The organism is Aeromonas sp. SG16 (assembly GCF_024436135.1).
GTDB classification, from domain to species: domain Bacteria; phylum Pseudomonadota; class Gammaproteobacteria; order Enterobacterales; family Aeromonadaceae; genus Aeromonas; species Aeromonas jandaei.
The window spans coordinates 37,966-60,064 of record NZ_JANFNW010000006.1 but is presented as its reverse complement, the minus strand read 5'-3'; the positions used below and the strand labels follow the sequence as shown (position 1 = coordinate 60,064).

At 59.2% G+C, this 22,099-nt stretch carries 21 protein-coding genes; 9 read left to right on the top strand and 12 right to left on the bottom strand.

The window, feature by feature from the left end:
- The first annotated feature begins 5 nt into the window (after positions 1–5).
- Positions 6–299 (top strand): YeaC family protein, encoded by a 294-nt coding sequence (locus tag NOM67_RS14740; protein ID WP_011707127.1) that lies wholly within the window; start codon positions 6–8, stop codon positions 297–299.
- 252 nt (positions 300–551) lie between these two features.
- Here the strand turns inward: NOM67_RS14740 and ansA are convergent, their stop codons facing one another.
- On the bottom strand, positions 552–1,559 hold the full coding sequence (gene ansA / locus NOM67_RS14735) for an asparaginase (RefSeq protein WP_005354141.1): 1,008 nt from the start codon (positions 1,557–1,559) through the stop codon (positions 552–554).
- Positions 1,560–2,000: 441 nt separating this feature from the next.
- On the opposite strand from ansA, the gene gltS reads away from it, so the two are divergent.
- Positions 2,001–3,200 carry a sodium/glutamate symporter gene (gene gltS, locus NOM67_RS14730; RefSeq protein WP_042029850.1) on the top strand — a complete coding sequence of 400 codons (1,200 nt, stop codon included), beginning with the start codon at positions 2,001–2,003 and terminating at the stop codon, positions 3,198–3,200.
- Between the two features lie 198 nt (positions 3,201–3,398).
- Here the strand turns inward: gltS and NOM67_RS14725 are convergent, their stop codons facing one another.
- On the bottom strand, positions 3,399–5,270 hold the full coding sequence (locus NOM67_RS14725) for a methyl-accepting chemotaxis protein (protein WP_255938267.1): 1,872 nt from the start codon (positions 5,268–5,270) through the stop codon (positions 3,399–3,401).
- 255 nt (positions 5,271–5,525) lie between these two features.
- Here NOM67_RS14725 and prfB point away from each other — a divergent pair.
- The 5 genes from prfB (at position 5,526) to NOM67_RS14700 (ending at position 12,657) form a co-directional block, all read left to right on the top strand.
- Positions 5,526–6,624, top strand: a protein-coding gene (gene prfB, locus NOM67_RS14720; protein WP_104014039.1) for a peptide chain release factor 2 whose coding sequence is annotated in 2 segments (ribosomal slippage) — positions 5,526–5,600 and positions 5,602–6,624 — 1,098 coding nt in all. Because the reading frame shifts where the segments join, the coding sequence is not laid out codon by codon here.
- 16 nt (positions 6,625–6,640) lie between these two features.
- Positions 6,641–8,176 carry a lysine--tRNA ligase gene (gene lysS / locus NOM67_RS14715; RefSeq protein WP_033112728.1) on the top strand — a complete coding sequence of 512 codons (1,536 nt, stop codon included), beginning with the start codon at positions 6,641–6,643 and terminating at the stop codon, positions 8,174–8,176.
- 197 nt (positions 8,177–8,373) lie between these two features.
- Positions 8,374–10,164 carry an assimilatory sulfite reductase (NADPH) flavoprotein subunit gene (locus tag NOM67_RS14710; protein ID WP_255938496.1) on the top strand — a complete coding sequence of 597 codons (1,791 nt, stop codon included), beginning with the start codon at positions 8,374–8,376 and terminating at the stop codon, positions 10,162–10,164.
- Entirely contained in the window at positions 10,164–11,888 is a 1,725-nt protein-coding gene (gene cysI, locus NOM67_RS14705; RefSeq protein ID WP_255938265.1) for an assimilatory sulfite reductase (NADPH) hemoprotein subunit, read from the top strand. Before NOM67_RS14710 ends, cysI begins: the two co-directional genes overlap by 1 nt.
- Before the next feature lie 7 nt (positions 11,889–11,895).
- Positions 11,896–12,657 (top strand): phosphoadenylyl-sulfate reductase, encoded by a 762-nt coding sequence (locus NOM67_RS14700; protein WP_370689169.1) that lies wholly within the window; start codon positions 11,896–11,898, stop codon positions 12,655–12,657.
- A 54-nt stretch (positions 12,658–12,711) separates the two neighbouring features.
- On the opposite strand, the gene folA is transcribed toward NOM67_RS14700, so the two are convergent.
- The 4 genes from folA to NOM67_RS14680 all read right to left on the bottom strand — a co-directional run bounded on the left by folA (position 12,712) and on the right by NOM67_RS14680 (position 15,052).
- Positions 12,712–13,203, bottom strand: coding sequence for a type 3 dihydrofolate reductase (gene folA, locus NOM67_RS14695; RefSeq protein WP_215805465.1), 492 nt, complete (start codon positions 13,201–13,203; stop codon positions 12,712–12,714).
- An 18-nt stretch (positions 13,204–13,221) separates the two neighbouring features.
- Positions 13,222–13,689, bottom strand: a complete 468-nt coding sequence (locus NOM67_RS14690) for a threonine/serine exporter family protein (protein WP_156853061.1) — start codon at positions 13,687–13,689, stop codon at positions 13,222–13,224.
- Complete coding sequence (locus tag NOM67_RS14685; protein ID WP_042029862.1) at positions 13,686–14,483, bottom strand: threonine/serine exporter family protein; 798 nt, start codon at positions 14,481–14,483, stop codon at positions 13,686–13,688. The genes NOM67_RS14690 and NOM67_RS14685 overlap by 4 nt, the downstream gene beginning before the upstream one ends.
- A 233-nt stretch (positions 14,484–14,716) precedes the next feature.
- Positions 14,717–15,052 (bottom strand): DUF3135 domain-containing protein, encoded by a 336-nt coding sequence (locus tag NOM67_RS14680; protein ID WP_198505853.1) that lies wholly within the window; start codon positions 15,050–15,052, stop codon positions 14,717–14,719.
- Positions 15,053–15,454: 402 nt separating this feature from the next.
- Here NOM67_RS14680 and mog point away from each other — a divergent pair, with 402 nt between their 5' ends.
- On the top strand, positions 15,455–15,985 hold the full coding sequence (mog, locus tag NOM67_RS14675) for a molybdopterin adenylyltransferase (protein WP_255938256.1): 531 nt from the start codon (positions 15,455–15,457) through the stop codon (positions 15,983–15,985).
- 89 nt (positions 15,986–16,074) lie between these two features.
- On the opposite strand, the gene NOM67_RS14670 is transcribed toward mog, so the two are convergent.
- From NOM67_RS14670 to trmB, 6 genes are all read right to left on the bottom strand, one after another.
- The gene (locus NOM67_RS14670; RefSeq protein WP_033112736.1) at positions 16,075–16,476 is read right to left on the bottom strand and encodes a DUF2541 family protein; all 402 of its coding nucleotides are present in this window, start codon (positions 16,474–16,476) and stop codon (positions 16,075–16,077) included.
- Positions 16,477–16,649: 173 nt separating this feature from the next.
- A complete protein-coding gene (locus NOM67_RS14665) occupies positions 16,650–16,859 on the bottom strand; it encodes a YgdI/YgdR family lipoprotein (protein ID WP_033112737.1) in 210 nt (69 codons plus the stop codon).
- A gap of 201 nt (positions 16,860–17,060) precedes the next feature.
- Complete coding sequence (locus NOM67_RS14660; RefSeq protein WP_255938253.1) at positions 17,061–18,353, bottom strand: sulfurtransferase; 1,293 nt, start codon at positions 18,351–18,353, stop codon at positions 17,061–17,063.
- 29 nt (positions 18,354–18,382) lie between these two features.
- Positions 18,383–19,303 (bottom strand): glutaminase B, encoded by a 921-nt coding sequence (gene glsB, locus NOM67_RS14655; RefSeq protein ID WP_255938251.1) that lies wholly within the window; start codon positions 19,301–19,303, stop codon positions 18,383–18,385.
- A 131-nt stretch (positions 19,304–19,434) separates the two neighbouring features.
- Positions 19,435–19,767: a YggL family protein gene (locus tag NOM67_RS14650; RefSeq protein ID WP_033112740.1), complete on the bottom strand. Its 333-nt coding sequence runs from the start codon at positions 19,765–19,767 to the stop codon at positions 19,435–19,437.
- A gap of 48 nt (positions 19,768–19,815) precedes the next feature.
- On the bottom strand, positions 19,816–20,529 hold the full coding sequence (gene trmB / locus NOM67_RS14645; RefSeq protein WP_005335228.1) for a tRNA (guanosine(46)-N7)-methyltransferase TrmB: 714 nt from the start codon (positions 20,527–20,529) through the stop codon (positions 19,816–19,818).
- 350 nt (positions 20,530–20,879) lie between these two features.
- Here trmB and NOM67_RS14640 point away from each other — a divergent pair, with 350 nt between their 5' ends.
- Positions 20,880–22,061: a PLP-dependent aminotransferase family protein gene (locus NOM67_RS14640; protein ID WP_041209939.1), complete on the top strand. Its 1,182-nt coding sequence runs from the start codon at positions 20,880–20,882 to the stop codon at positions 22,059–22,061.
- Positions 22,062–22,099 lie beyond the last annotated feature (38 nt).

Below are 22,099 nucleotides of genomic sequence, written 5' to 3'. Positions count from 1 at the left end.
GCCGGATGTCGTTTCAACAGGGTGAGTTTTTGCAAGCAATCAGGCAGATGCCCGCAGAGGTGTACGAGCGGCTCAAGACCGCAGTCGAGCTGGGCAAGTGGCCCGATGGCAAGCCCCTTACCGACGAGCAGAAGGCCACGTCGCTGCAAGCCGTGATGGCCTGGCAGGCGATGCACCTCGACAACCCGGAGCACATGAACATCGGCCGCGACGGCGAGATCGTGATGAAGAGCAAGAGCGAGCTCAAACGTCAGTATCGCGACGAGGAAGAGATAGTCCGGGTCGACCTCAACCACTGAGCCTGACCCGGCAGGCCGCTCACGGCGGCCAGAACAGAGAGGGGAGCCATCATGGCTCCCCTCTTTTTCCTATCTATGCAGGATGACTCATCCCCACCCCTTCTCCCGCCTGGGGAGAAAGGAGCAGGCTCACAGCCTGCGGAGAGTAAGCGGGCCACCTGCCGGCGATCTTCATGGCAAGCCTCGTGGCCAACAGCACCTCGATCTATCCCCTCTCCCGCCGGGAGAGGGTTAGGGTGAGGGCCGCAACGCTCAGGGAGTCAGCTCCCCACGCAGCGACTGCTGCATCAACTCGCGAATCCGGTGGGAGGGCAAGTCCTGGCTCAACAGGAAGTGCAGCTTGGTGAGCGCCGCTTCGGCGGTCATGTCAAAGCCCGAGATGACACCGGCCCGCGACAGGGCGTTGCCGGTGGCATAGCCCCCCATATTGACCTTGCCGTGCAGGCACTGGCTCAGGTTGACAATGATGACGCCGCGGGCCGATGCCTCGGAGAGCAGCGCCAGCATGGCCGGGTTCTGCGGCGCATTGCCCACCCCGAACGAGAGCAGGATCAGCGCCTTCACCGGCTGTTGCAGGATGTTGGCGATCACCTCGCTGGAGATACCCGGATAGAGGGTCACCACGCCGATGGGCTGGGGGGTGATGTCGTGCAGCACCAGCGGCCGCTCGGAGGGCACGCCCAGCTCGCCCGCTTCCAGCGAAATGGCGATCCCGGCATTGAGCAGCGGCGGATAGTTGGGCGAATCGAAGGCGTGGAAGCCATCGGCGTGCACCTTCTTGCTGCGGTTGCCGCGATAGAGCTGATTGTTGAAGAACAGCGTCACCTCGTGGATCGGGTAGTTGGCCGCGATATAGAGGGCGTTGAGCAAGTTTTGCTGACCGTCGGAGCGCAGCTCGGCCAGCGGGATCTGGGAGCCGGTGATGATGACCGGCTTGTGCAGATCCTCCAGCATGAAGGAGAGCGCCGAGGCGGTGAACGACATGGTGTCGGTGCCGTGCAAAATGACGAAACCATCGTACTTGTCGTAGTTGTCGCGAATATCCTCGGCGATGCGCTGCCAGTCCGCCGGGGTCATGTCGGAGGAGTCGATGAGAGGGGCATATTCGTGGATATGGTAATCCGGCATCTCGGGACGATGGAACTCGGGCATCCGCGCCAGACAGTCTTCCATAAAGCCCGCCATCGGCACATAACCGTGGTCGGAACGCTGCATCCCTATGGTGCCGCCTGTGTAGGCGATGTAGATGGACTTCTTCACACCCTCTCCTCTCTGTGGGCCGGAAACCCGCGAATGATAAACCATGCGGGGCGAACCAACTGCTCGAATCCCGTCCGTTTCCGCCGCGGGCTGGAAACCGGCGAATTATAGAGACTGACGCCTCAAATGACAGCCGTTCTCTGCGCCTTTTCGGCGTTTAGTTGCCATACCTCAATGGTGTTAAATTTCACAATAAGACACTAAAACGAGCATTAATACGACAAAGATGGAATTAAACGATGCTTTTTGCTACAATCCGCCGGATTTTACTAAAATCTCATCTGGATGCCTGAGCATTTCAGGCCCGCACAAGCCCCATATTTGCTGGGGCGGGGAGATGTTTCCCCTTCTTTGCTGGCACATAAGCCACACTGTTTTTATCCCGGCTGAATCTGTGAGTCTTCACCCCGAAGGCACAGCCAATCAACATGGGAGTACTGAATGTTACAACTTGATTCCTACGCAACCCTGGTCGCTGCCACTCTGGTACTGCTGCTTGGCCGCATGCTGGTCACCCGTGTCGGACTGCTGCGCACCTTCAACATCCCCAAACCGGTCGCTGGCGGTCTGGTCGTTGCCCTGATCCTGCTGCTGCTGCGCTCCACCATGCAGCTGGAACTGCAATTCGATACCAGCCTGCAAACCCCGCTGATGCTGGCATTTTTCGCCTCCATCGGTCTCTCTGCCGATCTCGCCAGCCTGAAACGCGGCGGCAAGGCGGTGGTCACCTTTCTGATGGTGGTCACCGGCCTGCTGCTGGTGCAGAACAGTCTGGGGGTCACGCTGGCCACCATGCTGGGCCTTGATCCCCACATGGGGCTGCTGGCCGGTTCCATCACCCTCTCCGGCGGTCACGGTACCGGCGCGGCCTGGAGTGCCACCTTCTCCGAGAAGTACGGGGTGCAGTCCGCCGCCGAGCTGGCCATCGCCTGCGCCACCTTTGGTCTTGTGCTGGGTGGTCTGATCGGTGGCCCGGTAGCCCGCTATCTGGTCAAAAAAGTGGAGGTGCCCGGCGAGGAGCACAACCGCGATGACGCGCCGCAAGGCTTCGAGATGCCCGATATGGAGCGCCCGCTGACCACCTTCAGCCTGATCGAGACCCTGGCCCTTATCGCCATCAGCCTGAAAGGGGGCGAGCTGCTCTCCGCCTACCTCAAGGGGAGTGCGCTGGAGCTGCCCATCTTCGTCTGCGTGCTGTTTGTCGGCGTATTGCTGCGCAACCTGCTCACTCTCTTCAACTGGCATGAAGTAAGCGATCGCGAAGTATCGCTGCTGGGCAACGTCAGCCTGTCATTGTTCCTGGCGATGGCACTGATGAGCCTGAAACTGTGGGATCTGGCCAGCCTGGCGCTGCCCATCTTCATCCTGCTGGCCGCCCAGACCGTGGCGATGGCGCTCTACGCCATCTTCGTCACCTTCCGGGTCATGGGCAAAAATTACGATGCGGCCGTGCTGGCGGCAGGCCACTGCGGCTTTGGTCTGGGTGCTACCCCGACCGCGATTGCCAACATGCAGGCCATCACCCAGCGCTTCGGCCCCTCCCACCTGGCGTTTCTGGTGGTACCCATGGTGGGCGCCTTCTTTATCGACATCATCAACGCCATGGTGATCAAGCTGTTTATGGCAATGCCATTCCTCTAATACCCCTTCCTGTCAGACGTATAAGAACAGAGCCCACCTTTGGTGGGCTCTGCCATTTCTGCATGCGGGCGACCTCAACTCGTCACTCTTTCTGCACTTCATTAGTTCGGCCATACCTGCGAGATAGATAAATAAAAAGCCCCGCACTCGGCAGAGTGCGGGGCTTTCTCGGGCGGCCGTGCTGCCGCGCTTCAGAACTTACAGGATAAAGGTCGAGACCTGCTTGTTGAGGTCGGTCGCCCGCCCCTTGAGGCTCTCGGCCTGATCCAGATCGCGCATCGCGGCGGCGGTGATCTCGTCACTCACATCCTTGATGGCGGTGGTGTTCTGGGTGATCTCGCCGGTGACCTGAGTCTGCTCCTCGGCAGCGGTGGCGATCTGGCCAGCCATGTCGGAGATGAGCGATACGGCCTGGGTGATCTCCTCCAGCGCAGCGGCGGCAGCATCGGCATCCTGTACGCTGTTGTCCGCCAGCCCCTGACTGGTCTGCATCAGGCTTACCGCGCGGGCAGTAGTCTGCTGCAGGGTCTCGATGGTGGCGTGGATCTCCTGGGTGGAGTCCTGGGTACGCTTGGAGAGCACCCGCACCTCATCGGCCACCACGGCAAAGCCGCGGCCCTGCTCACCGGCACGAGCCGCTTCGATGGCGGCGTTCAGTGCCAGCAGGTTGGTCTGCTCGGCAATGCCCTGAATGGTGGAGAGAATGCCGGAGATGGCCTGAGCATGACGGCTCAGCTCGCCGATAACCTCGGTGGCCTGCCCCACCTCTTGCGCCAGATTGTTGATGGAGGCGCGGGTCTTGTGCACCAGCTTCTTGCCCTGTTCGCTGCTCATGGTCGATTGCTGGGCAGCGGCGGCAGTGTTTTCGGCGTTACCGGCGATCTCCATGGTGGCGCTCGCCATCTCGGTGACCGCAGTGGCAACCATGGTCACCTCCTGCTGCTGACGCTGCAGCTCGTCCACGGCGGCCTGGTTGGTCACCAGACTGCGCTCGGCATCGGCGTTCAACTCGTTGGCCAGCTGGCGGATATTGGCGATCAGCTGGTGCTGGCTGCCGACGAAGCGGTTGAAGCTGTTGGCCAGCTGACCCACTTCATCGTTGGCGTCGATCTTGATACGCTGGGTCAGGTCACCGTTACCATCGGCGATGCGAGCCAGTGCCTGGGATACCTTGCTGAGCGGGCCAAGCAGCATGCTGACCAGCCAGGAGATGGCGAGGATGCTGCCCACCAGCACCAGCAGCGCCAGACCGAGCTGGGTCATCAGCAGGGAGGAGAGCGGCGCCTCAAGGGTATCCTTGTCCAGCACCAGTACCAGCTCCCAGTCGGTATCGGGAATGTCGGTCGCCCACAGCAGCTTGTCACGCCCTTCGTTTTCGAAGTAGGCAGGCACCAGCCCCTGACTCGCCTTGCTCTGTTCGATCAGGGCATTGGTCAGATCGTTGTCGATCTCGGTGGCCGGCTTCATCGCCTTGGCGGCATCCTTGTAGGCGATGACGGTGCCATCCTTGTGCATCATGATGGCAAAGCCGTCGGCCGGCAGTTTCATCTTGGTGACGTCTTCCACCAGCGAAGCGATGGAAAGGTCGCCCCCCACTACGCCACCCTGAGCCGGCTGGGCCAGGGTCACCACCATGATGTTGTAGGCCACATCCAGATAGGGTTTGGTCACGATGAGACCCCCCTTGGCCATGGCTTCCTGATACCAGCCACGGGAGCGCGGGTCATAGCCACTGCGGTTGATGGAGGGGTCGGAGTCGTTCATCTTGCCACTGCTCTCGCCAAAATAGGTGAGCTGGAAGCGGCCGGAAACCTGTGCCTGTTGCAGGGCGTTGAGGGGTTCGGCTCCCGCCTTGCTGCCCAGCGCCTGAATGACGTCGCGGCGGGCTGCGAGCCAGTCGCTGACGCTGGTGGCCTGCTGGTTGCCAAGACGCTGAACCTGCTCCTGGCTGCCCTGCAGCAACAGGTTTTTCTGGCTGCTATAGCTCTGCCAGGAGAGCATCAGGATCACCAACGAAAGGGCAATCACCACCGACAACAGTATCTTCTGTTTGAGTGATAGGTTTTTCATCATCTGTTCTTCTTATTTGAGGTTAGGAAGCAGTTATCTCGTATGTACACCGAACGCTAGTAGTCATTAGCGACCCCCTGCTCCAAAACTGAACAGGAAAATGGATCGACGGGCGATATTTTCTCCTGACGCGCGGAAAACTGCATCAGAAATTGCTCACCTAGCGCGCGTAAACTCAGGCAACCCTGTTTATTCCTTCCACAATTGGCTAGAATGACCCGTTTTCAAATCACATCGATCCTGAGAGTTTTCACGATGTTCGAAGTTAATCCCGTTTTAAATAAACTTAAGGAGCTGTCTGAGCGGACCGAGCTTCTTAGGGGGTACCTTTGACTATGACGCCAAGAAAGAGCGTCTGGAAGAGGTCAATGCCGAGCTGGAACAGCCGGATGTATGGAATGAACCCGAGCGCGCACAGGCGCTGGGCAAAGAGCGCGTAGCGCTGGAAAACGTAGTCGGCACCATCGACACCCTGACCCAGGGCGTGGATGACGTCGAGATGCTGGTCAGCCTGGCCGTGGAAGGGGAAGACGAAGAGACCTTCAACGAAGCCATCGCCGAATCCGAACAGCTGGAAGCCAAGCTGGTGGACCTCGAGTTCCGCCGCATGTTCTCCGGCCAGCACGACGGCTCCGACTGCTATATCGATATTCAATCCGGCTCCGGTGGTACCGAAGCGCAGGATTGGGCCAACATGGTGCTGCGCATGTATCTGCGCTGGGGCGATGCCCACGGTTACAAGCCCGAGCTGATCGAATGCTCCGAGGGCGACGTGGCCGGCATCAAGTCCGCCACCATCAAGTTCACCGGCGAATATGCCTTCGGCTGGCTGCGTACTGAAACCGGCGTGCACCGTCTGGTACGCAAGTCCCCGTTCGACTCTGGCGGTCGCCGCCACACCTCTTTCTGTTCTGTGTTCGTCTACCCGGAAATCGACGACGATATTGAAATCGATATCAACCCCGCCGACCTGCGTATCGACGTCTACCGCGCCTCAGGTGCCGGTGGTCAGCACGTTAACCGTACCGAATCCGCGGTGCGTATTACCCACGTCCCGACCGGTGTCGTGGTACAGTGCCAGAACGACCGATCCCAGCACAAAAACAAAGACCAGTGTATGAAGCAGCTGAAAGCCAAGCTCTACGAGCTGGAAATTCAGAAGCAGAATGCTGAAAAACAAGCCCTGGAAGAGACCAAGTCCGATATCGGATGGGGCAGCCAGATCCGTTCCTATGTGCTGGATGACTCCCGTATCAAGGATCTGCGCACCGGCGTCGAAACCCGTAATACCCAATCGGTGCTCGACGGTGACTTGGACAAGTTTATCGAAGCCAGCCTGAAATCAGGTCTGTAAACAAGCAGGAATCACCATGTCTGAACAAACCATCACTCCGGAAGTCGATCAAACACTCGAACTCAACAACGAGATGACTGAGCGTCGTTCCAAGCTGGCCGCCCTGCGCGCCCAGGGCAATCCTTTCCCCAACGACTTCCGTCGTGACAGCCTCTCCGGCGATCTGCAGGCAGAGTTTGGCGACAAGAGCGCCGAGGAGCTGACGAGCCTGGGTAAACGGGTGAAGATTGCCGGTCGCATCATGACCCGCCGGATCATGGGCAAGGCTTCTTTCGCCACCCTGCAGGACATGGCCGGCAAGATCCAGGTCTACGTCACTCGCGACGACCTGCCGGAAGGTTTCTACAACGAGCAGTTCAAGAAGTGGGATCTGGGCGACATCGTGGGTGTCGAAGGTACTCTGTTCAAGACCCAGACCGGTGAACTCTCCATCCATGTCTCCGACATCCGTCTGCTGACCAAGGCGCTGCGTCCGCTGCCCGAGAAGCACAAGGGTCTGACCGACCAGGAAGCTCGCTGCCGTCAGCGTTATCTGGACCTGATCGCCAACGAAGAGTCCCGCAAGACCTTCGTAACCCGTACCAAAGTGGTTGCCGGTATCCGCAAGTTCCTGAACGACAAGCGTTTCATGGAAGTGGAAACCCCCATGATGCAGGTCATCCCGGGTGGTGCTTCTGCCCGTCCGTTCATCACCCACCACAATGCGCTGGACATCGACATGTACCTGCGTATCGCTCCGGAACTCTATCTGAAGCGTCTGGTGGTTGGTGGTTTCGAGCGTGTCTACGAGATCAACCGCAACTTCCGTAACGAAGGTATCTCCGTTCGCCATAACCCAGAGTTCACCATGCTCGAGTTCTATATGGCCTACGCCGACTACATCGACCTGATGGACCTGACCGAAGAGATGCTGCGCACTCTGGCACAGGACATTCTGGGCGACACCAAGATCCGTTACGCCAAAGAGGGCGAAGAGGGTCTGACCATCGATTTCGGTCAGCCGTTCCAGCGTCTCTCCATGGTTGACTCCATCCTGAAGTACAACCCGGATGTCACCCGTGACGATCTGGCCACTCTGGAGAAGGCGACTGCCGTCGCCAAGCGCCTGAAGATCGAGCTGATGAAGAGCTGGGAACTGGGCCACGTGATCACCGCGATCTTCGAAGAGACCGTTGAACACATGCTGCTGCAACCGACCTTCATCACCGAGTATCCGGCTGCCGTTTCTCCGCTGGCCCGCCGCAACGACGTGAACCCGGATGTCACCGACCGCTTCGAATTCTTCATCGGTGGCCGCGAGCTGGCCAACGGCTTCTCCGAGCTGAACGATGCAGAAGATCAGGCCGAGCGCTTCCAGGCTCAGGTTGACCAGAAAGCCGCAGGCGATGACGAAGCCATGTTCTACGACGCCGACTTCGTTACCGCGCTGGAGCACGGCCTGCCGCCGACTGCCGGTCAGGGTATCGGTATCGACCGTCTGGTAATGCTGTTCACCAACAGCCACACCATCCGCGACGTCATCCTGTTCCCGGCTCTGCGTCCGCAGAAGTAAGGTTCATGCCCGCCGGGATCCATCCCGAGCGCGATAGCTTGAAAACGCCCCGCAACTGCGGGGCGTTTTTTTATCCCGTTTGCCACTGCATACCTTTCTAAATGCAATAATGGAATAAAGGTTATATTTTTATTCTTTGTTGCTATCCATCACACACCTTAACCTGACCACAACTCAGACCATGGAAGACGTGTGTGATGCAATTGAAGGACTCCCTGATCAACCTGACTCCCCTCTCCGACGAGCAGCAACGCCAGCTAAGCCAGGTGCTCGCCACCCTCAATACCCAGCAGCTTGCCTGGGTGAGCGGTTATCTCTACGGGCTCTCCCAGACCGGCTTGCAGCCTGCCGTGACCGGTGCGGCTGTGTCTGCGCCCAGTGGCAGCCTGACCATTCTCTACGGCTCCCAGACAGGCAATGCCAAAGGTGTCGCCAGTGCCATCAAGGCGCAGGCAGAGGCCCGTGGCCTACCGGTAACCCTAGCGTCGATGGCAGACTACAAACCCAAGCAGCTCAAGAAAGAGAGCCACCTGCTGGTGGTAGTGAGCACTTACGGGGAGGGTGAACCGCCGGAGAGCGCCGTCGACCTCCACGACCAGCTGAAGAAAGGCAAGATAGGTAAACTCGAGGGCCTCAAGTTCGCCGTGCTGGGGCTGGGTGACAGCTCCTACGAATTTTTCTGCCAGACCGGCAAAGATTTTGACGACTTCCTCGCCAAAGCGGGGGCCGAGCGCATTCACGAACTCGCCAGCCTCGATGTGGATTATCAGGATGCCGCCAGGAGCTGGGGCGAGCAGGCCATCAATGCCATTGCCGCGACCCTCTCCACCGGAGCGGCCAGCAGCAGCGTGGCCAGCGCGGTGCAGCAGGCGGTTGGCAACAGCCAGTACAGCAAGGAGAACCCCTTCCCTGCCCGCCTGTCGGTCAAGCAGAAGATCACCGGCCGGGATTCCACCAAGGATATCCGCCACATCGAGATCAACCTTGAAGAGTCTGGCCTCAGCTACCAACCCGGGGATGCCCTCGGCGTCTGGTTCGACAACGATGCCGAGCTGGTTAGTGAAGTACTGGCCCTGACCGGCCTCTCTGGCGATGAAGCCACGGCCCACGGCACTTTGCGAGCAACCCTGACCGGCCACTTTGAGCTGACCCGGCTGCACGGCGGCTTTATCACAGGACTTGCTGACATATCAGGCAACGCGGCGCTGAAAGATCTGGCCGGCGATAAGGCCCAGGTCAATGCGCTGGTCGCTTCAGCCCAGATTGTGGATGTACTGAAGCGCTTCCCGACCGCACTCACGGCCGAGCAGCTCATCGGCCTGCTGCGCCCCCTCACCCCGCGCCTCTACTCCATCGCATCAAGCCAGCGCGAAGTGGAAGAGGAGGTGCACCTGACCGTCGGGGTGGTGCGCTATCCGCAAGAGGACGGCACGGTGCGCAGTGGTGGTGCCTCTTCGTTCCTCGCTGATCGCCTTGAAGAGGGCGCCGAGGTACGGGTGTTTGTCGAGCACAACGACAACTTCCGCCTGCCCGCCAATCCCGATACCCCCATCATCATGGTGGGCCCGGGTACCGGCATCGCCCCGTTCCGTGCCTTTATGCAGGAGCGGGAAGCCATCGGGGCCTTGGGCAAGAACTGGCTCTTCTTCGGCAATCCGCACTTTACCCAGGATTTCCTCTATCAGGTGGAGTGGCAGCGTTATGTGAAATCGGGGCAGCTGTCGAGGATCTCGCTGGCCTTCAGTCGGGATCAGGCCCACAAGATTTATGTGCAGGACCGCCTGCGCGAAGCGGGCCAGGAGCTCTATCAGTGGCTGGAAGCAGGCGCTCACTTCTATGTGTGCGGCGACGCCAATCATATGGCCAAAGATGTGCAGGAGGCCCTGCTGGATGTGATTGCCGAACACGGCCAGAAGAGTCGTGAGGAAGCAGAAGAGTATCTGAGCGAATTGCGTCGTGCCAAACGTTATCAAAGGGATGTCTATTGATGAGCAAACAACCTCTTTCTCACCCAAAAGCGGGACCGGTCGAAGGACCGCTGGCCGACAACGAACGTCTGAAACGCGAAAGCAACTTTCTGCGCGGCACCATAGAGCAGGATCTGCAGGATCCGCTCACCGGCGGCTTCAACGGCGACAACTTCCAGCTGATCCGCTTCCACGGCATGTACCAGCAGGATGACCGCGATATCCGCCCGGAGCGCGCGGCGCAAAAGCTGGAGCCGCTGCACAACGTCATGCTGCGCGCCCGTCTGCCCGGCGGCATCATTACTCCGGCTCAGTGGCAGGTGATCGACAAGTTCGCCGAAGAGAACACCCTCTACGGCAGCATCCGTCTCACCACCCGGCAGACCTTCCAGTTTCACGGGGTATTGAAGCGCGACATCAAGCTGATGCACCAGACTCTCAACAGCACCGGCATCGATTCCATCGCCACTGCGGGCGACGTGAATCGCAACGTGCTCTGCACCAGTAACCCGGTGGAGTCCGAGCTGCATCAGGAGGCCTACGAGTGGGCCAAGAAGATCTCCGAGCACCTGCTGCCCAAAACCCGTGCCTACGTGGAGATCTGGCTGGACGGTGAAAAGCTCGGGGGTGATGAGGAGCCGATCCTGGGTTCCAACTATCTGCCGCGCAAATTCAAGACCACTGTGGTGATCCCGCCTCACAACGATGTGGACATCCACGCCAACGATCTCAACTTCGTGGCGATTGCCGAACACGGCAAGCTGGTGGGCTTCAATGTGCTGGTGGGCGGTGGCCTCGCCATGACCCACGGCGACACCAGCACCTATCCACGCAAGGCCAGCGACTTTGGCTTTATTCCGCTCTCCCACGTGCTGGAGGTGGCGGCCGCTGTGGTCAGCACCCAGCGCGACTGGGGCAACCGGGTCAATCGCAAGAACGCCAAGACCAAGTACACCCTCGAACGTGTTGGCGTCGAGGCCTTCAAGGCCGAGGTGGAGAGCCGCGCCGGCATCCAGTTTGGTGAAGTGCGCCCCTATGAATTCACCAGCCGTGGCGATCGCTTCGGTTGGGTCGAGGGGATCGACGGCAAGCACCACCTCACCCTGTTTATCGAGAATGGCCGCCTGCTCGACTTCCCGGGCAAGCCGCTCAAGACCGGCATGCTGGAGATCGCCAAGGTGCATCAGGGGGATTTTCGCCTGACCGCCAACCAGAACCTGATCATCGCGGGCGTTCCGGCTGGCGAGAAGGCCCGTATCGAAGGGCTGGCACGCCAGTACGGCCTGCTGGATGACGGTGTCAGCGAGCAGCGCAAGCAGTCGATGGCCTGCGTGGCCCTGCCTACCTGCCCGCTGGCAATGGCCGAAGCGGAGCGCATGCTGCCTGCTTTCGTCACCGAACTTGAAGGGCTGCTGGCCAAGCACGAGCTGGCGAACGATGCCATCGTCTTCCGGGTCACCGGCTGCCCCAACGGCTGCGGCCGCGCCATGCTGGCCGAAGTAGGTCTGGTGGGCAAGGCACCCGGCCGCTACAACCTCCATCTGGGCGGCAACCTCGAAGGGACGCGCATCCCGCGCATGTACCGGGAGAACATTACAGAGCCGCAGATCCTAGCTGAGCTGGACGCCCTGATCGGTCGCTGGGCCAGCGAGCGCGAACCAGGCGAAGGGTTTGGCGACTTCGTCATCCGCGCCGGAATCGTCGCACCTGTGGTCAACTCGGCCATCGACTTCTACGCCGCCTGAGGGGGATATCATGACTCTCGATCTCGACCACCTGCTGACCCTGACCCGGGACGAACAGGTTGAGGCACTGGCTCCCCATAACCGGGAGCTGGAGCAGATGAGCGCACCCGAGCGGGTACGCTGGGCGCTGGCCAACCTGCCGGGTGGCCATATCCTGTCGTCAAGCTTTGGCATTCAGGCGGCGCTGATGCTCCATCTGGTGAGCCGCGAGCAACCGCAGATTCCGGTGGTGCTGACCGATACCGGTTATCTCTTCCCCGAGACTTACCGCTTTATCGACGAGCTGACCGAGCGTCTTGGGCTCAACCTGCAAACCTACCGGGCGGTGCTCACCCCCGCCTGGCAGGAGGCGCGTTATGGCAAGCTGTGGGAGCAGGGCGTCGAGGGGATCACCCGCTACAACCAGCTCAACAAGGTGGAGCCGATGGAGCGCGCCCTGAACGAGCTGGGTGCCCGCGCCTGGTTCTCGGGGCTGCGCCGCGAGCAATCGGGCAGCCGCCAAGGATTGCCGGTACTGGCCATCCAGCGCGGCCGCTTCAAGTTCCTGCCGGTGATCGACTGGAGCAACAAGGATGTGCACTACTACCTCAAAGAGTTCGACCTCCCCTACCACCCCTTGTGGGAACAGGGTTACCTCTCGGTGGGCGACGTGCACACCACCACCAGGTGGGAGCCCGGCATGAGCGAGGAGCAGACCCGCTTCTTCGGCCTCAAGCGCGAGTGCGGCCTGCACGAAGAGAGCGCTGAAAACGGCGGGTCGGGTATCTGACCCCATAACAACAAGGGCACCCGAAGGTGCCCTTGTTGTTTGTGCCATGAGACGTTACTTGCGCAGCCAGGTTTCGAAACGATAGGGGTGCGGATTCTTCTCGTCGGCCTGGTGAACTTCACGCTCGACACACTGCCACTGCTCATCCGCAAAAGCAGGGAAGCGGGTATCCCCTTCCACCTCCAGCTCGATGCGGGTCAGATAGAGGCAATCGGCCTTGGGCAGCAGCTCGGCATAGAGGTGCCCTCCCCCGATCACCATCACTTCCGCCACTTCGTTGTCGGCCAGCAGCGCCAGCGCCCCCTCGACGGAACCCACCACCTCGATACCATCGGCCTGATAGTCGGGATTGCGGCTGATCACCAGATTACGGCGACCGGGTAGCGGACGACCGATGGATTCGAAGGTCTTGCGCCCCATCAATACCGGCTTGCCAAGGGTGACCCGCTTGAAGTGGGCCAGATCGGCCGGCATGTGCCAGGGCATCTGGTTGTCCTTGCCGATCACCCGATCGTGGGCCATGGCGGCAATCATGGAAATCTTCATTGGGCTTCTCACCATCTGTCAGATTATGGGGCGGTTACGGTACACGACCAAGGAGGGGATCGCCAAACCGAAACTGAGGGCCCCCACGATAAAGAGCGCCTTGAGGCCGTTCTCCACCGCGCTCTGGAGCAGGGTCATGGTCACACCGTTGATGTTGAGCTCCACCACCGCGATCATGGTCTTGAAGGCGTAGCTGCCCGGGATCATCGGGATGATGGAGGCGACGCTGAACACCGGGCGCGGCGCCAGCAAACGGCGCGACCAGTAGACGCAGACAAAGCCCACGGTGGTGGATGCGGTCAGGGTCGCCCACTCGATGGGCATGCCGTAGTGGATAAGCAGGGTTCGCAGACTATGGGCCAGCGCACCACCCATGGCGCAGTACTTCAGCATTCGCGGCGGCACGTTGAACAACATGGCGAACCCGACTGCCGGAATGGCCGACCAGAAGGCATCCTTGGCCAGTAGCCAGAGCAGATCCATCATACCTTCCACCCCCAGATCCCGGTCACCGACATGGCGAGAATAATGCCGATGGCCGCGCTGATGGTGAGCAGGGTCGCAGTGCCCCAGCGTGCCAACCCCATGTTGAAGTAGCCCTTCACCATGTCGGAGACGGCATTGATGAGCGGAAAACCCGGCACCAGCAGCAGCACGCTGGCCGCCATGGCGAGATAGGGCTGACTGCCCCAGCCAAAGAAGGTAGCGCTGGAGGCAAGCAGGGTGGCGATAAAGCCGGTCACGGCAAAGTTGATGAGCGGACTGTGGTGGTGGCGGGCCATCAGCTGGCGCACCCGCATCGCGATCGCGGCAGAGAGACAGGTCACCACGAAGATGGGCCAGTCACCGCCAAACAACAGGCTGAAAGCACCGCAGGAGAGCCCCACCATGGGCACAACCAGCCAGGGGTGATAGTGAAAGGGGACGATAGCTTCGAGCCGCAGGCGCACTTCACGGGCACCGATCAGCTCTTTCTCTGCCATGATGCAGATGCGCTGGATCTCGCACACCACCTGCATGTTGATGCCGTGTTCGCGCACCCGCCGGGTGGTAGTGACGCAACTGCCCTGATAGAGGCTGGTGAGCACGATGGCACTGGAGGAGATGGCCATCTCGACGCTCTCCAGACCCAGCGCCATGCCAAGGCGTACTGTGGTCTGCTCGATGATCCGGCTCTCGGCACCAAACTGGGCCAGCATCTGCCCCACCTTGACGATAATGCGGGTGATCTCTGTCTGTTGCTCCCGCGACAGCACCCGTCTTGGTGTGATACTTCTCATAATCCCTTCGAGTCGTAGCAATAAATTTTGGCCATATTAGCTTAACTTTTATCGCTATTCATCCACCCTTATCACAACTCCCTGAATAATCTATTTGGGCCCAATAAAATAAAACCTCATCACAATTTCATCACCAGCAACATAAAAATCCATAACAAATAAAAAGAGAGTGGCAGGTTCTTATTTTGCCACTCTCCATCAAATCAAACTTCACCGTTAAATATAGCGCCAGATTATTTTGGCCGTTTATAGTCGATCAGCCGGATTATTTTACCACTGCCATCGCTTTCAGGCGGAGGTATCTCCTCCTCGCGAAATTGTCGCATTTCACTGCCCATCAGATAAAAGGAGTCCCGCATCATATTGGCAATGCGGATACAACTGTCGAGGTTGTTTTTTGCCAACCTGCGCTGACCGTCAATCTTGAACTGGAGCCCACGCAAACGGCGCTGCTGATCGGGGTTGGCCCGAGCCATCAGCTGTTCAATCTGCTGCTCCAGAATGGCATCCAGCCGGGAGGGTTCACTCGCAGCCAGTTCTTTCAGGGTGTCAAAATCAGGCAACTCCATATGCCCTCCCAGGCAACGCCAACGGGCAGCACAGCCTGTGCTGCATCCCTATCTCGCACTCATTCCACACGCATCTCTTTCTCTGTATACAATGCCGATATAAGGGGTTCAATCCGCCTGATGACGACCTTCGGGGTATTATCAGTATTGGCCGCTTCTCTCTATTTTAATTGTGTTAAGGATCAAACGATTATTTTTATAATCCGGCCCACCTGCCACTTATAAAATTTTGTCTGATGTGATTTGTTTTTTATTGCTGATTAATGAATTGTTGCTGGATATTTTGCTTCATTCGACACTGGATAATCGTAGTCCGGAAGGCTCAGCTTTTCTGGCGATTTAACTTATCTCACTGATTATGTTATTTTAATTACCACTTTTTCGGATATCCAAGAGCAGACCATGAGCAAGGCAAAAATCGGTATCGTTACCGTCAGCGATCGCGCCAGTGCCGGCATCTACGATGACCTCTCCGGCAAGGCTATCATCGACACCCTGAACGCCTATCTGACATCGGAGTGGGAGCCCGTCTATCAGGTGATCCCCGATGAGCAGGATCAGATTGAAGCGACCCTGATCCGGCTGGCGGACGAGGAGCAGTGCTGCCTCATCGTCACCACTGGCGGCACCGGCCCGGCCAAACGGGACGTCACCCCGGAAGCGACCGAAGCGGTATGCGATCGCATGATGCCCGGCTTTGGCGAGTTGATGCGGGCCGAATCCCTCAAGTTTGTACCGACCGCCATTCTGTCGCGCCAGACTGCGGGCCTGCGCGACGATACCCTGATCGTCAACCTGCCGGGCAAACCCAAGTCGATCCGCGAGTGTCTGGATGCAGTCTTCCCCGCCATTCCCTACTGCATCGATCTGATGGAAGGGCCCTATCTGGAGTGCGACGAAACCGTCATCAAGCCATTTCGGCCGAAGAAATAACTCACTCCCGAAAAGGCCATAAAAAAATAGTGGCGAGCATTGCTCACCACTATTTTTATCCGGTTTTTCACACCGACAAATCGCTTCGCTTATTTACGGCCAAATACTTTCACGCCGGCCTTGCTGCGCTCGGAATTACCGTACACTTCGATTTTCTTTACACAGCGGCGCGAGCCAAGGGATTTCCAGCCGGTCTCGGTATCACCACGCATATCCTGATCGAAATAGATCGTCTTGGTGCGATCACCGCCATATGTGACGACGACTCGATCCAGGGTCAAATCACGCTCTGCCTTCACCTTGATATATTTGGTCTGGCGGCAAATCACCATGGGAATGGTGGCACCATGATCACCGGCCCCCAGCAAAATGGTGCGGCCGAGGGTGAATTGATCTTCACCGGCATGGCTGGCAGTAGCGACAACCAGCAGGACAGTTCCCAGCAGGGCACGAACGGAAAAACGGGAACGCCAGAGAGCGAGCAGGGACATAACACCTCCAATAAAAAATGGAGCGTCATGATAGTGAAACAACCATAACGGAAGCTGTACCCCGCGGCCAAAAGCAGCGAATTGATAGTGATTTGCTGCGAATGTCGGCAATTTGCATGAATTTAAAAACAACAAGGGCTGCCACTGGCAGCCCTTGTCATCTCATGGCTGGCTCAACGCTCCATGATCTGGGTAACGTCATCCTTTTTGATCATCACTTCGCGCCCTTCGGTATCGTAGTAGCGATACATGCCGGTGCTCTCGTCCAGCTTGGGTTTGCTATCGGTGGTGATCATCTTGCCATCTTTGGTGCTCATGATGTATTGGGAGCTGCATGCCACCAGCCCCAGCGCACAGATCAGGATCATCATCAGTTGTTTCATCGCCGCTTTTGCCTCCCTCTGCACCCTCACCACGAGGATGATGAGTGAAGCCTAGCTCAACATCATGGCCCCGTTTGCATCGATTTCGGGAACGGGATCTGCATCAAAAATCAGTGAGTTAGCCTTTATGACGGCGATGAGTCAGGCGCCGGAATAAAAAAGGCCGGACAACTGTCCGGCCTGTTCTGCGATCTCTACCCGTTACTTGGTCGGCTTGCGCTCGCCGGTCACGGTCGGGTTCTTGGGATCGGAACTCCACTCATACCAGCCGCCGTCGTAGACGCTGATCCGCTTCCAGTCCATCAGCCAGGCGTAGAAGAAGGCTTCGGAGGCACGCCAGCCGGTACCGCAGTAGAAGGCGGTCTGCTGGGTCGGCTCGATGTTCCACTCATCCCACATGGCGAGGATCTCGCGGGCCGGCTTCATGGTACCGTCCGGGTTGTGGAAGTCGCTCATGCTGTTGGCATCGACACCACCATGACCCCACTTGGCCCCCGGGATATCGCCCTTCGGCTTGATGTAGCTGTAGCCAGAGGTGTTGCCGACAAACTCGTCCCAGGTACGCACGCTGACCAGCGCACTATCGGGCTGCTTGAGCAGTTCTTTCGCCTGACTTAGCGTGGTGTAGTACTCGGGGTGAGCCGGAATGGCCACGCCAAAATCCTTCACCAGCTCATATTTGTTGGGCAGGCCGGTTTCGGTGCGCAGGTGCTGGATAAACCAGGCATCCAGGCCGCCATCCAGCAGGCGGACATCTTCCACGCCGGCATACATCATCAGATGCGCAGCACGGGCAGCCGCCATGGTGTTGCGACCGTAGAGGATCACGGTGGTGTCGTGGCGGATGCCGTTCTCCAGCAGCAGCGCCTTGAGCGCCTCATCAGAGACCTTGTTCCACAGCGGCTCTTCTTCCAGACGGTTGGTATCGATATAACCCGCCCCCGGAATGTGGCTCAGCAGATAGGCCTTGGGTGAACCCCAATCCACTTCAAACAGCTTCCAGTCCCCCTTGGGCGCTGCAGCTACCGGCCGGCCTTCCTGCAGGTCGAGCAACCAGCGCGGATAGACCAGCTGTTGCCAGCGAGCCAGGTGTTCGCGCGGGGCGCTTTGCCAGCCCTGCAGCTCGAACAGCTGCTTGATGCCCTGCATGCGCAGCATGCGCGCCACTTCAGCCACTTCGCGCGGCGCACCATACAGTGCGACCGGGCGATCGGCTTTCAGCCCCTTGGTGGCAAGGGCGGCAGGCCAATCCGCATCGCGGTATTTCCACTCGGCAGAGAGGTTCTCGGCGCCAGCCACATGGCCCCCCTGCGTCTCGCCCTCCATGGGCCACCCCTGATAGAAGTAGCTGGCGCGAGTATCCAGGATGACCGCCTGTTTGGCCTTGGCATCAGCCAGCGAAAGCGGTGGCAACTCGGCTGCAAAGGTGGGCAGGGCACACCAGAGCAGCAAGGTCGCCAGCGCGGCCTGCAAGAAGCGAAGATGTCGTTTCATGGTGATTTCTCGATTCATAGTGAACAAGGTTAAAAAATGGAGCGGCCCAGACGCTCGGCCAATAACTCCAGCGCTGCCGTCCCTGCCAGCGAATTGCCCGCTTTGTTAAGCTCGGGCGACCAGACACAGACGCACAATTCTCCCGGGATCAGGGCCACGATACCACCGCCGACCCCGGACTTGCCCGGCATGCCAACCCGGTAGGCAAAATCTCCCGCCTCGTCATAGAGGCCGCAGGTCGCGAGCAGGGCGTTGACCTGCTTGGTGGTGCGCGCCGGCAGCAGCGGGGTTGCTTCGCCAAGCGGCAAGCCGCGGTTGGCCAGATAGATAAAGGTTCGCGCCAGATCGACACAACTCATGCGGATGGCGCAGGCATTGAAATAGCTCTGCAGCACCTTGTCCACTTCGTTTTCGAAGTTGCCATACGCCTTCATCAGATAGGCGATGGCGGCGTTGCGGGCCGAGTGTTGATATTCGGAGCGGGCGACGACCTGATCCGCCATGATGGCCGGATTGCCGGAGAGGCGGCGAGCCAGCTCCAGAGTACGCTGACGCGGTGCAGTGAGGCGGGTCTCCAGCAGATCGTTGACCACCAGAGCGCCGGCATTGATAAAGGGGTTGCGGGGTATCCCCTGCTCGAACTCGAGCTGAACCAGCGAGTTGAACGGTTGGCCGGAGGGCTCTTTGCCGACCCGGGCCCAGATCTCCTCCTCCTGATAGAGGGTGAGGGCCAGCGTCAGGCTCAGGGCCTTGGAGATACTCTGGATGGAGAAGGGTTCGAAGGCATCACCGGCCGAGAACAACTCCCCTTCCACGGTACAGACCGCAATGCCCAGCCGGTCGGCCGGCACCTGCGCCAGCGCAGGAATATAGTCGGCCACCTTGCCGTGCCCCAGCAACGGGCGCACCTCTTCCAGAATGCTGGCCAGTAATTCGGATGACAACACCATAAGCAATTCCATGACTAAAGCGGGTGTGGAGATCCCATCCCCACTGACAAAAATCCCGCCGGTGGCGGGATTTGTCTATCTGACTGCGGCAGGCAGTCGACACCGGCTCGCCTGCCACAGCGAGTCTGGTATCAGGCGGGTTCGCCGTACCAGAGGTCGAACAGTTCGGTGACCACGACAGCTTCCATCCCCTTGCCTTCCAGCCAGGATTTGACGGCGGCACGGTCTTCTTCGCTGCACTTGCCCAGCTGCTGGGTGCAGATCATCCCTTCCCAGGCCAGGTGGCCGGAACCGGCGAAAGCCAGTTTGCGGGGCTCGATCACTTCATCGATCATCGCATCGACTACGGCATCGATGGTCTCTTCGGCAGTGCCGACCGGGAAGTTGAAACTGATGTCGAAACCCATTTCCTGGAATTCATCGACGCGCAGTTTCTTGCGCAGGCGGCGGCTACGATTGGCCATGATAGCTCCTCAAGTTAGTTGATACGCTAGGTGTGTTGACGTGCCAGCTCAGCTGACACGCTTGAAAATCAGATCCCAAACCCCGTGCCCCAGACGATGGCCACGTTGCTCGAATTTGGTCAGCGGGCGCCAGTCAGGGCGCGGCACCCAGTTGCCGGTCGCTGAGGTGTTCTCGTAACCCTCGGCGGCACTCATCACTTCCAGCATGTGCTCGGCGTAGTTTTCCCAGTCGGTGGCCATGTGGAACACGCCACCGATGGCCAGCTTCTGGCGAATGTCCTGGGCAAAGGCCGGCTGCACGATGCGGCGCTTGTGGTGACGGCTCTTGTGCCAGGGATCCGGGAAGAACAGCTGCAGGCAGGAGAGTGAACCGTTCGGGATCATGTGCTCCAGCACCTCGACCGCATCGTGGCAAATCACCTTCAGATTGGTGACCCCCGCTTCCTGAGCGGTACCCAGACAGGCGCCCACGCCCGGGGAGTGCACTTCGATGCCGATGAAGTTCTTCTCGGGGGCATTCTTGGCCATCTCGACCAAAGAAGCGCCCATGCCAAAGCCGATCTCCAGCACCACAGGAGCTTCACGGCCAAACAGTGCGACCAGATCGAGTTGCTTTGGCTCGAAATCGATGCCCATGACCGGCCAGAGCTCTTCCAGGGCCTTCTCCTGCCCTTTGGTCAGGCGGCCTTCGCGACGGACAAAGCTGCGGATCTTGCGCATGAACTTGCCGTCTTCGTTAAATACATCTTGGGTCACAGGCATAATGGTCTCGTTATTTCATCAATCCGGGTAATACATCTGGTGTCCGATCCCGCCGGGGGATCGCTTGCGGCCCGCTATTTCATCGCACCGCAAAAACAGGGGAGCGAATTATCCCAAGATGGGCCCAAGGCGCAAGTGTTTCGAGCAACAAATATTCCAGCCAGCCGATCCCCAGCCCCCTCACTGGCATCACTACTCCGACTAACCGCCCAATATAATCCGCAGTAGAGCCAATCCAGCCCTTTTTTAGCGATTTTTGTGACAATCATTGCCTCATTTCTGAAATCTGATACAAACGGATAACCTGGCGGTCGAATGGAGCGACCGCCCACATGCCGAGAGAATTGCCTATGCAGCCGTTTTTTGCCCAGCGCTTCGAGAAGGTCGAGCCTTCCTTTATCCGTGAAATCCTCAAAGTTGCCGCCAATCCGGAGATCATCTCTTTTGCCGGTGGCCTGCCCAATCCTCACCTGTTTCCGGTCAAGGCCATCGATCAGGCTTGTCAGGATGTGCTGCGCGAACAGGGGGCTGCCGCCCTGCAATATGCGGCGACCGAAGGGTATGCGCCGCTGCGCCAGTACATTGCCGACCGCTATCTGGCCCGCCACGGCATGCAGGTCAATCCGGACAACATCCTGATCACCAGCGGCTCCCAGCAGGCGCTGGATCTGCTGGGCAAGGTGCTGATCGACGAGGGGCAGGATCTCATCATCGAAGAGCCGGGCTATCTGGGCGCCATTCAGGCCTTCTCTGTCTATCAACCGAATTTCAAGCCAATCACCCTCGGCGAAGCCGGGCTGGATCTGGCGGCGCTGGATGCGCTGCTGGCAAGTGGCTCCAATGCCAAGCTGCTCTACGGCGTACCCAATTTCCAGAACCCGAGTGGCGTCTCCTACAGCCGTGCCAACCGCGAGGCGCTGGCAGAGCGACTGGTGCGCCACGAGCTCCTGATGGTGGAAGATGATCCCTACGGCGAGCTGCGCTTCGAGGGCGAACATCTGCCCCCGATTGCCAAGCTGGCGCCAAACAATACCGTGCTGCTCGGATCCTTCTCCAAAACCGTGGTGCCCGCCTTCCGACTGGGCTGGATGCTGGTGCCTGAGTGGCTGCGCAAGAAGGTGACCATCGCCAAGCAGGCGACCGACCTGCACAGCAACGCCTTCAGCCAGCAGGTGCTGCACCGCTTCCTGATGGATAACTCCCTCGATGCCCATCTGGAGAAGATCAAGGAGGTCTATGGCCGTCAGCGCGCCGCCATGGAAGCCGCACTGACCCGTCACTGCCCGCCCGGTGTCAGCTACACCAGACCGGAAGGGGGCATGTTCCTCTGGTTGACCCTGCCGGCTCATATCAGCGCCATGGCCCTGTTTGACGAGGCGATCAAAGAGAAGGTAGCCTTCGTGCCGGGCGCCCCCTTCTATGTGCGCCCCGAAATTCAGAACACCCTGCGTCTGAGCTTCTCCTGCGTCGATGAAGCGACCATTGAGGAGGGGGTCAAGCGGCTGGCTCGCGCCCTCCAGCGGATGCTCTGACCCAAGCCACCGCACTGAAACAAAAAAACCAGCGAACA

Bases quoted from the DNA above. Each gene is read 5' to 3' on its own strand.
- NOM67_RS14740 (WP_011707127.1), top strand. From the start codon at position 6: ATGTCGTTTCAACAGGGTGAGTTTTTGCAAGCAATCAGGCAGATGCCC.
- gltS (WP_042029850.1), top strand. From the start codon at position 2,001: ATGTTACAACTTGATTCCTACGCAACCCTGGTCGCTGCCACTCTGGTA.
- NOM67_RS14725 (WP_255938267.1), bottom strand. From the start codon at position 5,270: ATGAAAAACCTATCACTCAAACAGAAGATACTGTTGTCGGTGGTGATT.
- lysS (WP_033112728.1), top strand. From the start codon at position 6,641: ATGTCTGAACAAACCATCACTCCGGAAGTCGATCAAACACTCGAACTC.
- NOM67_RS14710 (WP_255938496.1), top strand. From the start codon at position 8,374: ATGCAATTGAAGGACTCCCTGATCAACCTGACTCCCCTCTCCGACGAG.
- cysI (WP_255938265.1), top strand. From the start codon at position 10,164: ATGAGCAAACAACCTCTTTCTCACCCAAAAGCGGGACCGGTCGAAGGA.
- folA (WP_215805465.1), bottom strand. From the start codon at position 13,203: ATGAAGATTTCCATGATTGCCGCCATGGCCCACGATCGGGTGATCGGC.
- NOM67_RS14690 (WP_156853061.1), bottom strand. From the start codon at position 13,689: ATGATGGATCTGCTCTGGCTACTGGCCAAGGATGCCTTCTGGTCGGCC.
- NOM67_RS14685 (WP_042029862.1), bottom strand. From the start codon at position 14,483: ATGAGAAGTATCACACCAAGACGGGTGCTGTCGCGGGAGCAACAGACA.
- NOM67_RS14680 (WP_198505853.1), bottom strand. From the start codon at position 15,052: ATGGAGTTGCCTGATTTTGACACCCTGAAAGAACTGGCTGCGAGTGAA.
- mog (WP_255938256.1), top strand. From the start codon at position 15,455: ATGAGCAAGGCAAAAATCGGTATCGTTACCGTCAGCGATCGCGCCAGT.
- NOM67_RS14670 (WP_033112736.1), bottom strand. From the start codon at position 16,476: ATGTCCCTGCTCGCTCTCTGGCGTTCCCGTTTTTCCGTTCGTGCCCTG.
- NOM67_RS14665 (WP_033112737.1), bottom strand. From the start codon at position 16,859: ATGAAACAACTGATGATGATCCTGATCTGTGCGCTGGGGCTGGTGGCA.
- NOM67_RS14660 (WP_255938253.1), bottom strand. From the start codon at position 18,353: ATGAAACGACATCTTCGCTTCTTGCAGGCCGCGCTGGCGACCTTGCTG.
- glsB (WP_255938251.1), bottom strand. From the start codon at position 19,303: ATGGTGTTGTCATCCGAATTACTGGCCAGCATTCTGGAAGAGGTGCGC.
- NOM67_RS14650 (WP_033112740.1), bottom strand. From the start codon at position 19,767: ATGGCCAATCGTAGCCGCCGCCTGCGCAAGAAACTGCGCGTCGATGAA.
- trmB (WP_005335228.1), bottom strand. From the start codon at position 20,529: ATGCCTGTGACCCAAGATGTATTTAACGAAGACGGCAAGTTCATGCGC.
- NOM67_RS14640 (WP_041209939.1), top strand. From the start codon at position 20,880: ATGCAGCCGTTTTTTGCCCAGCGCTTCGAGAAGGTCGAGCCTTCCTTT.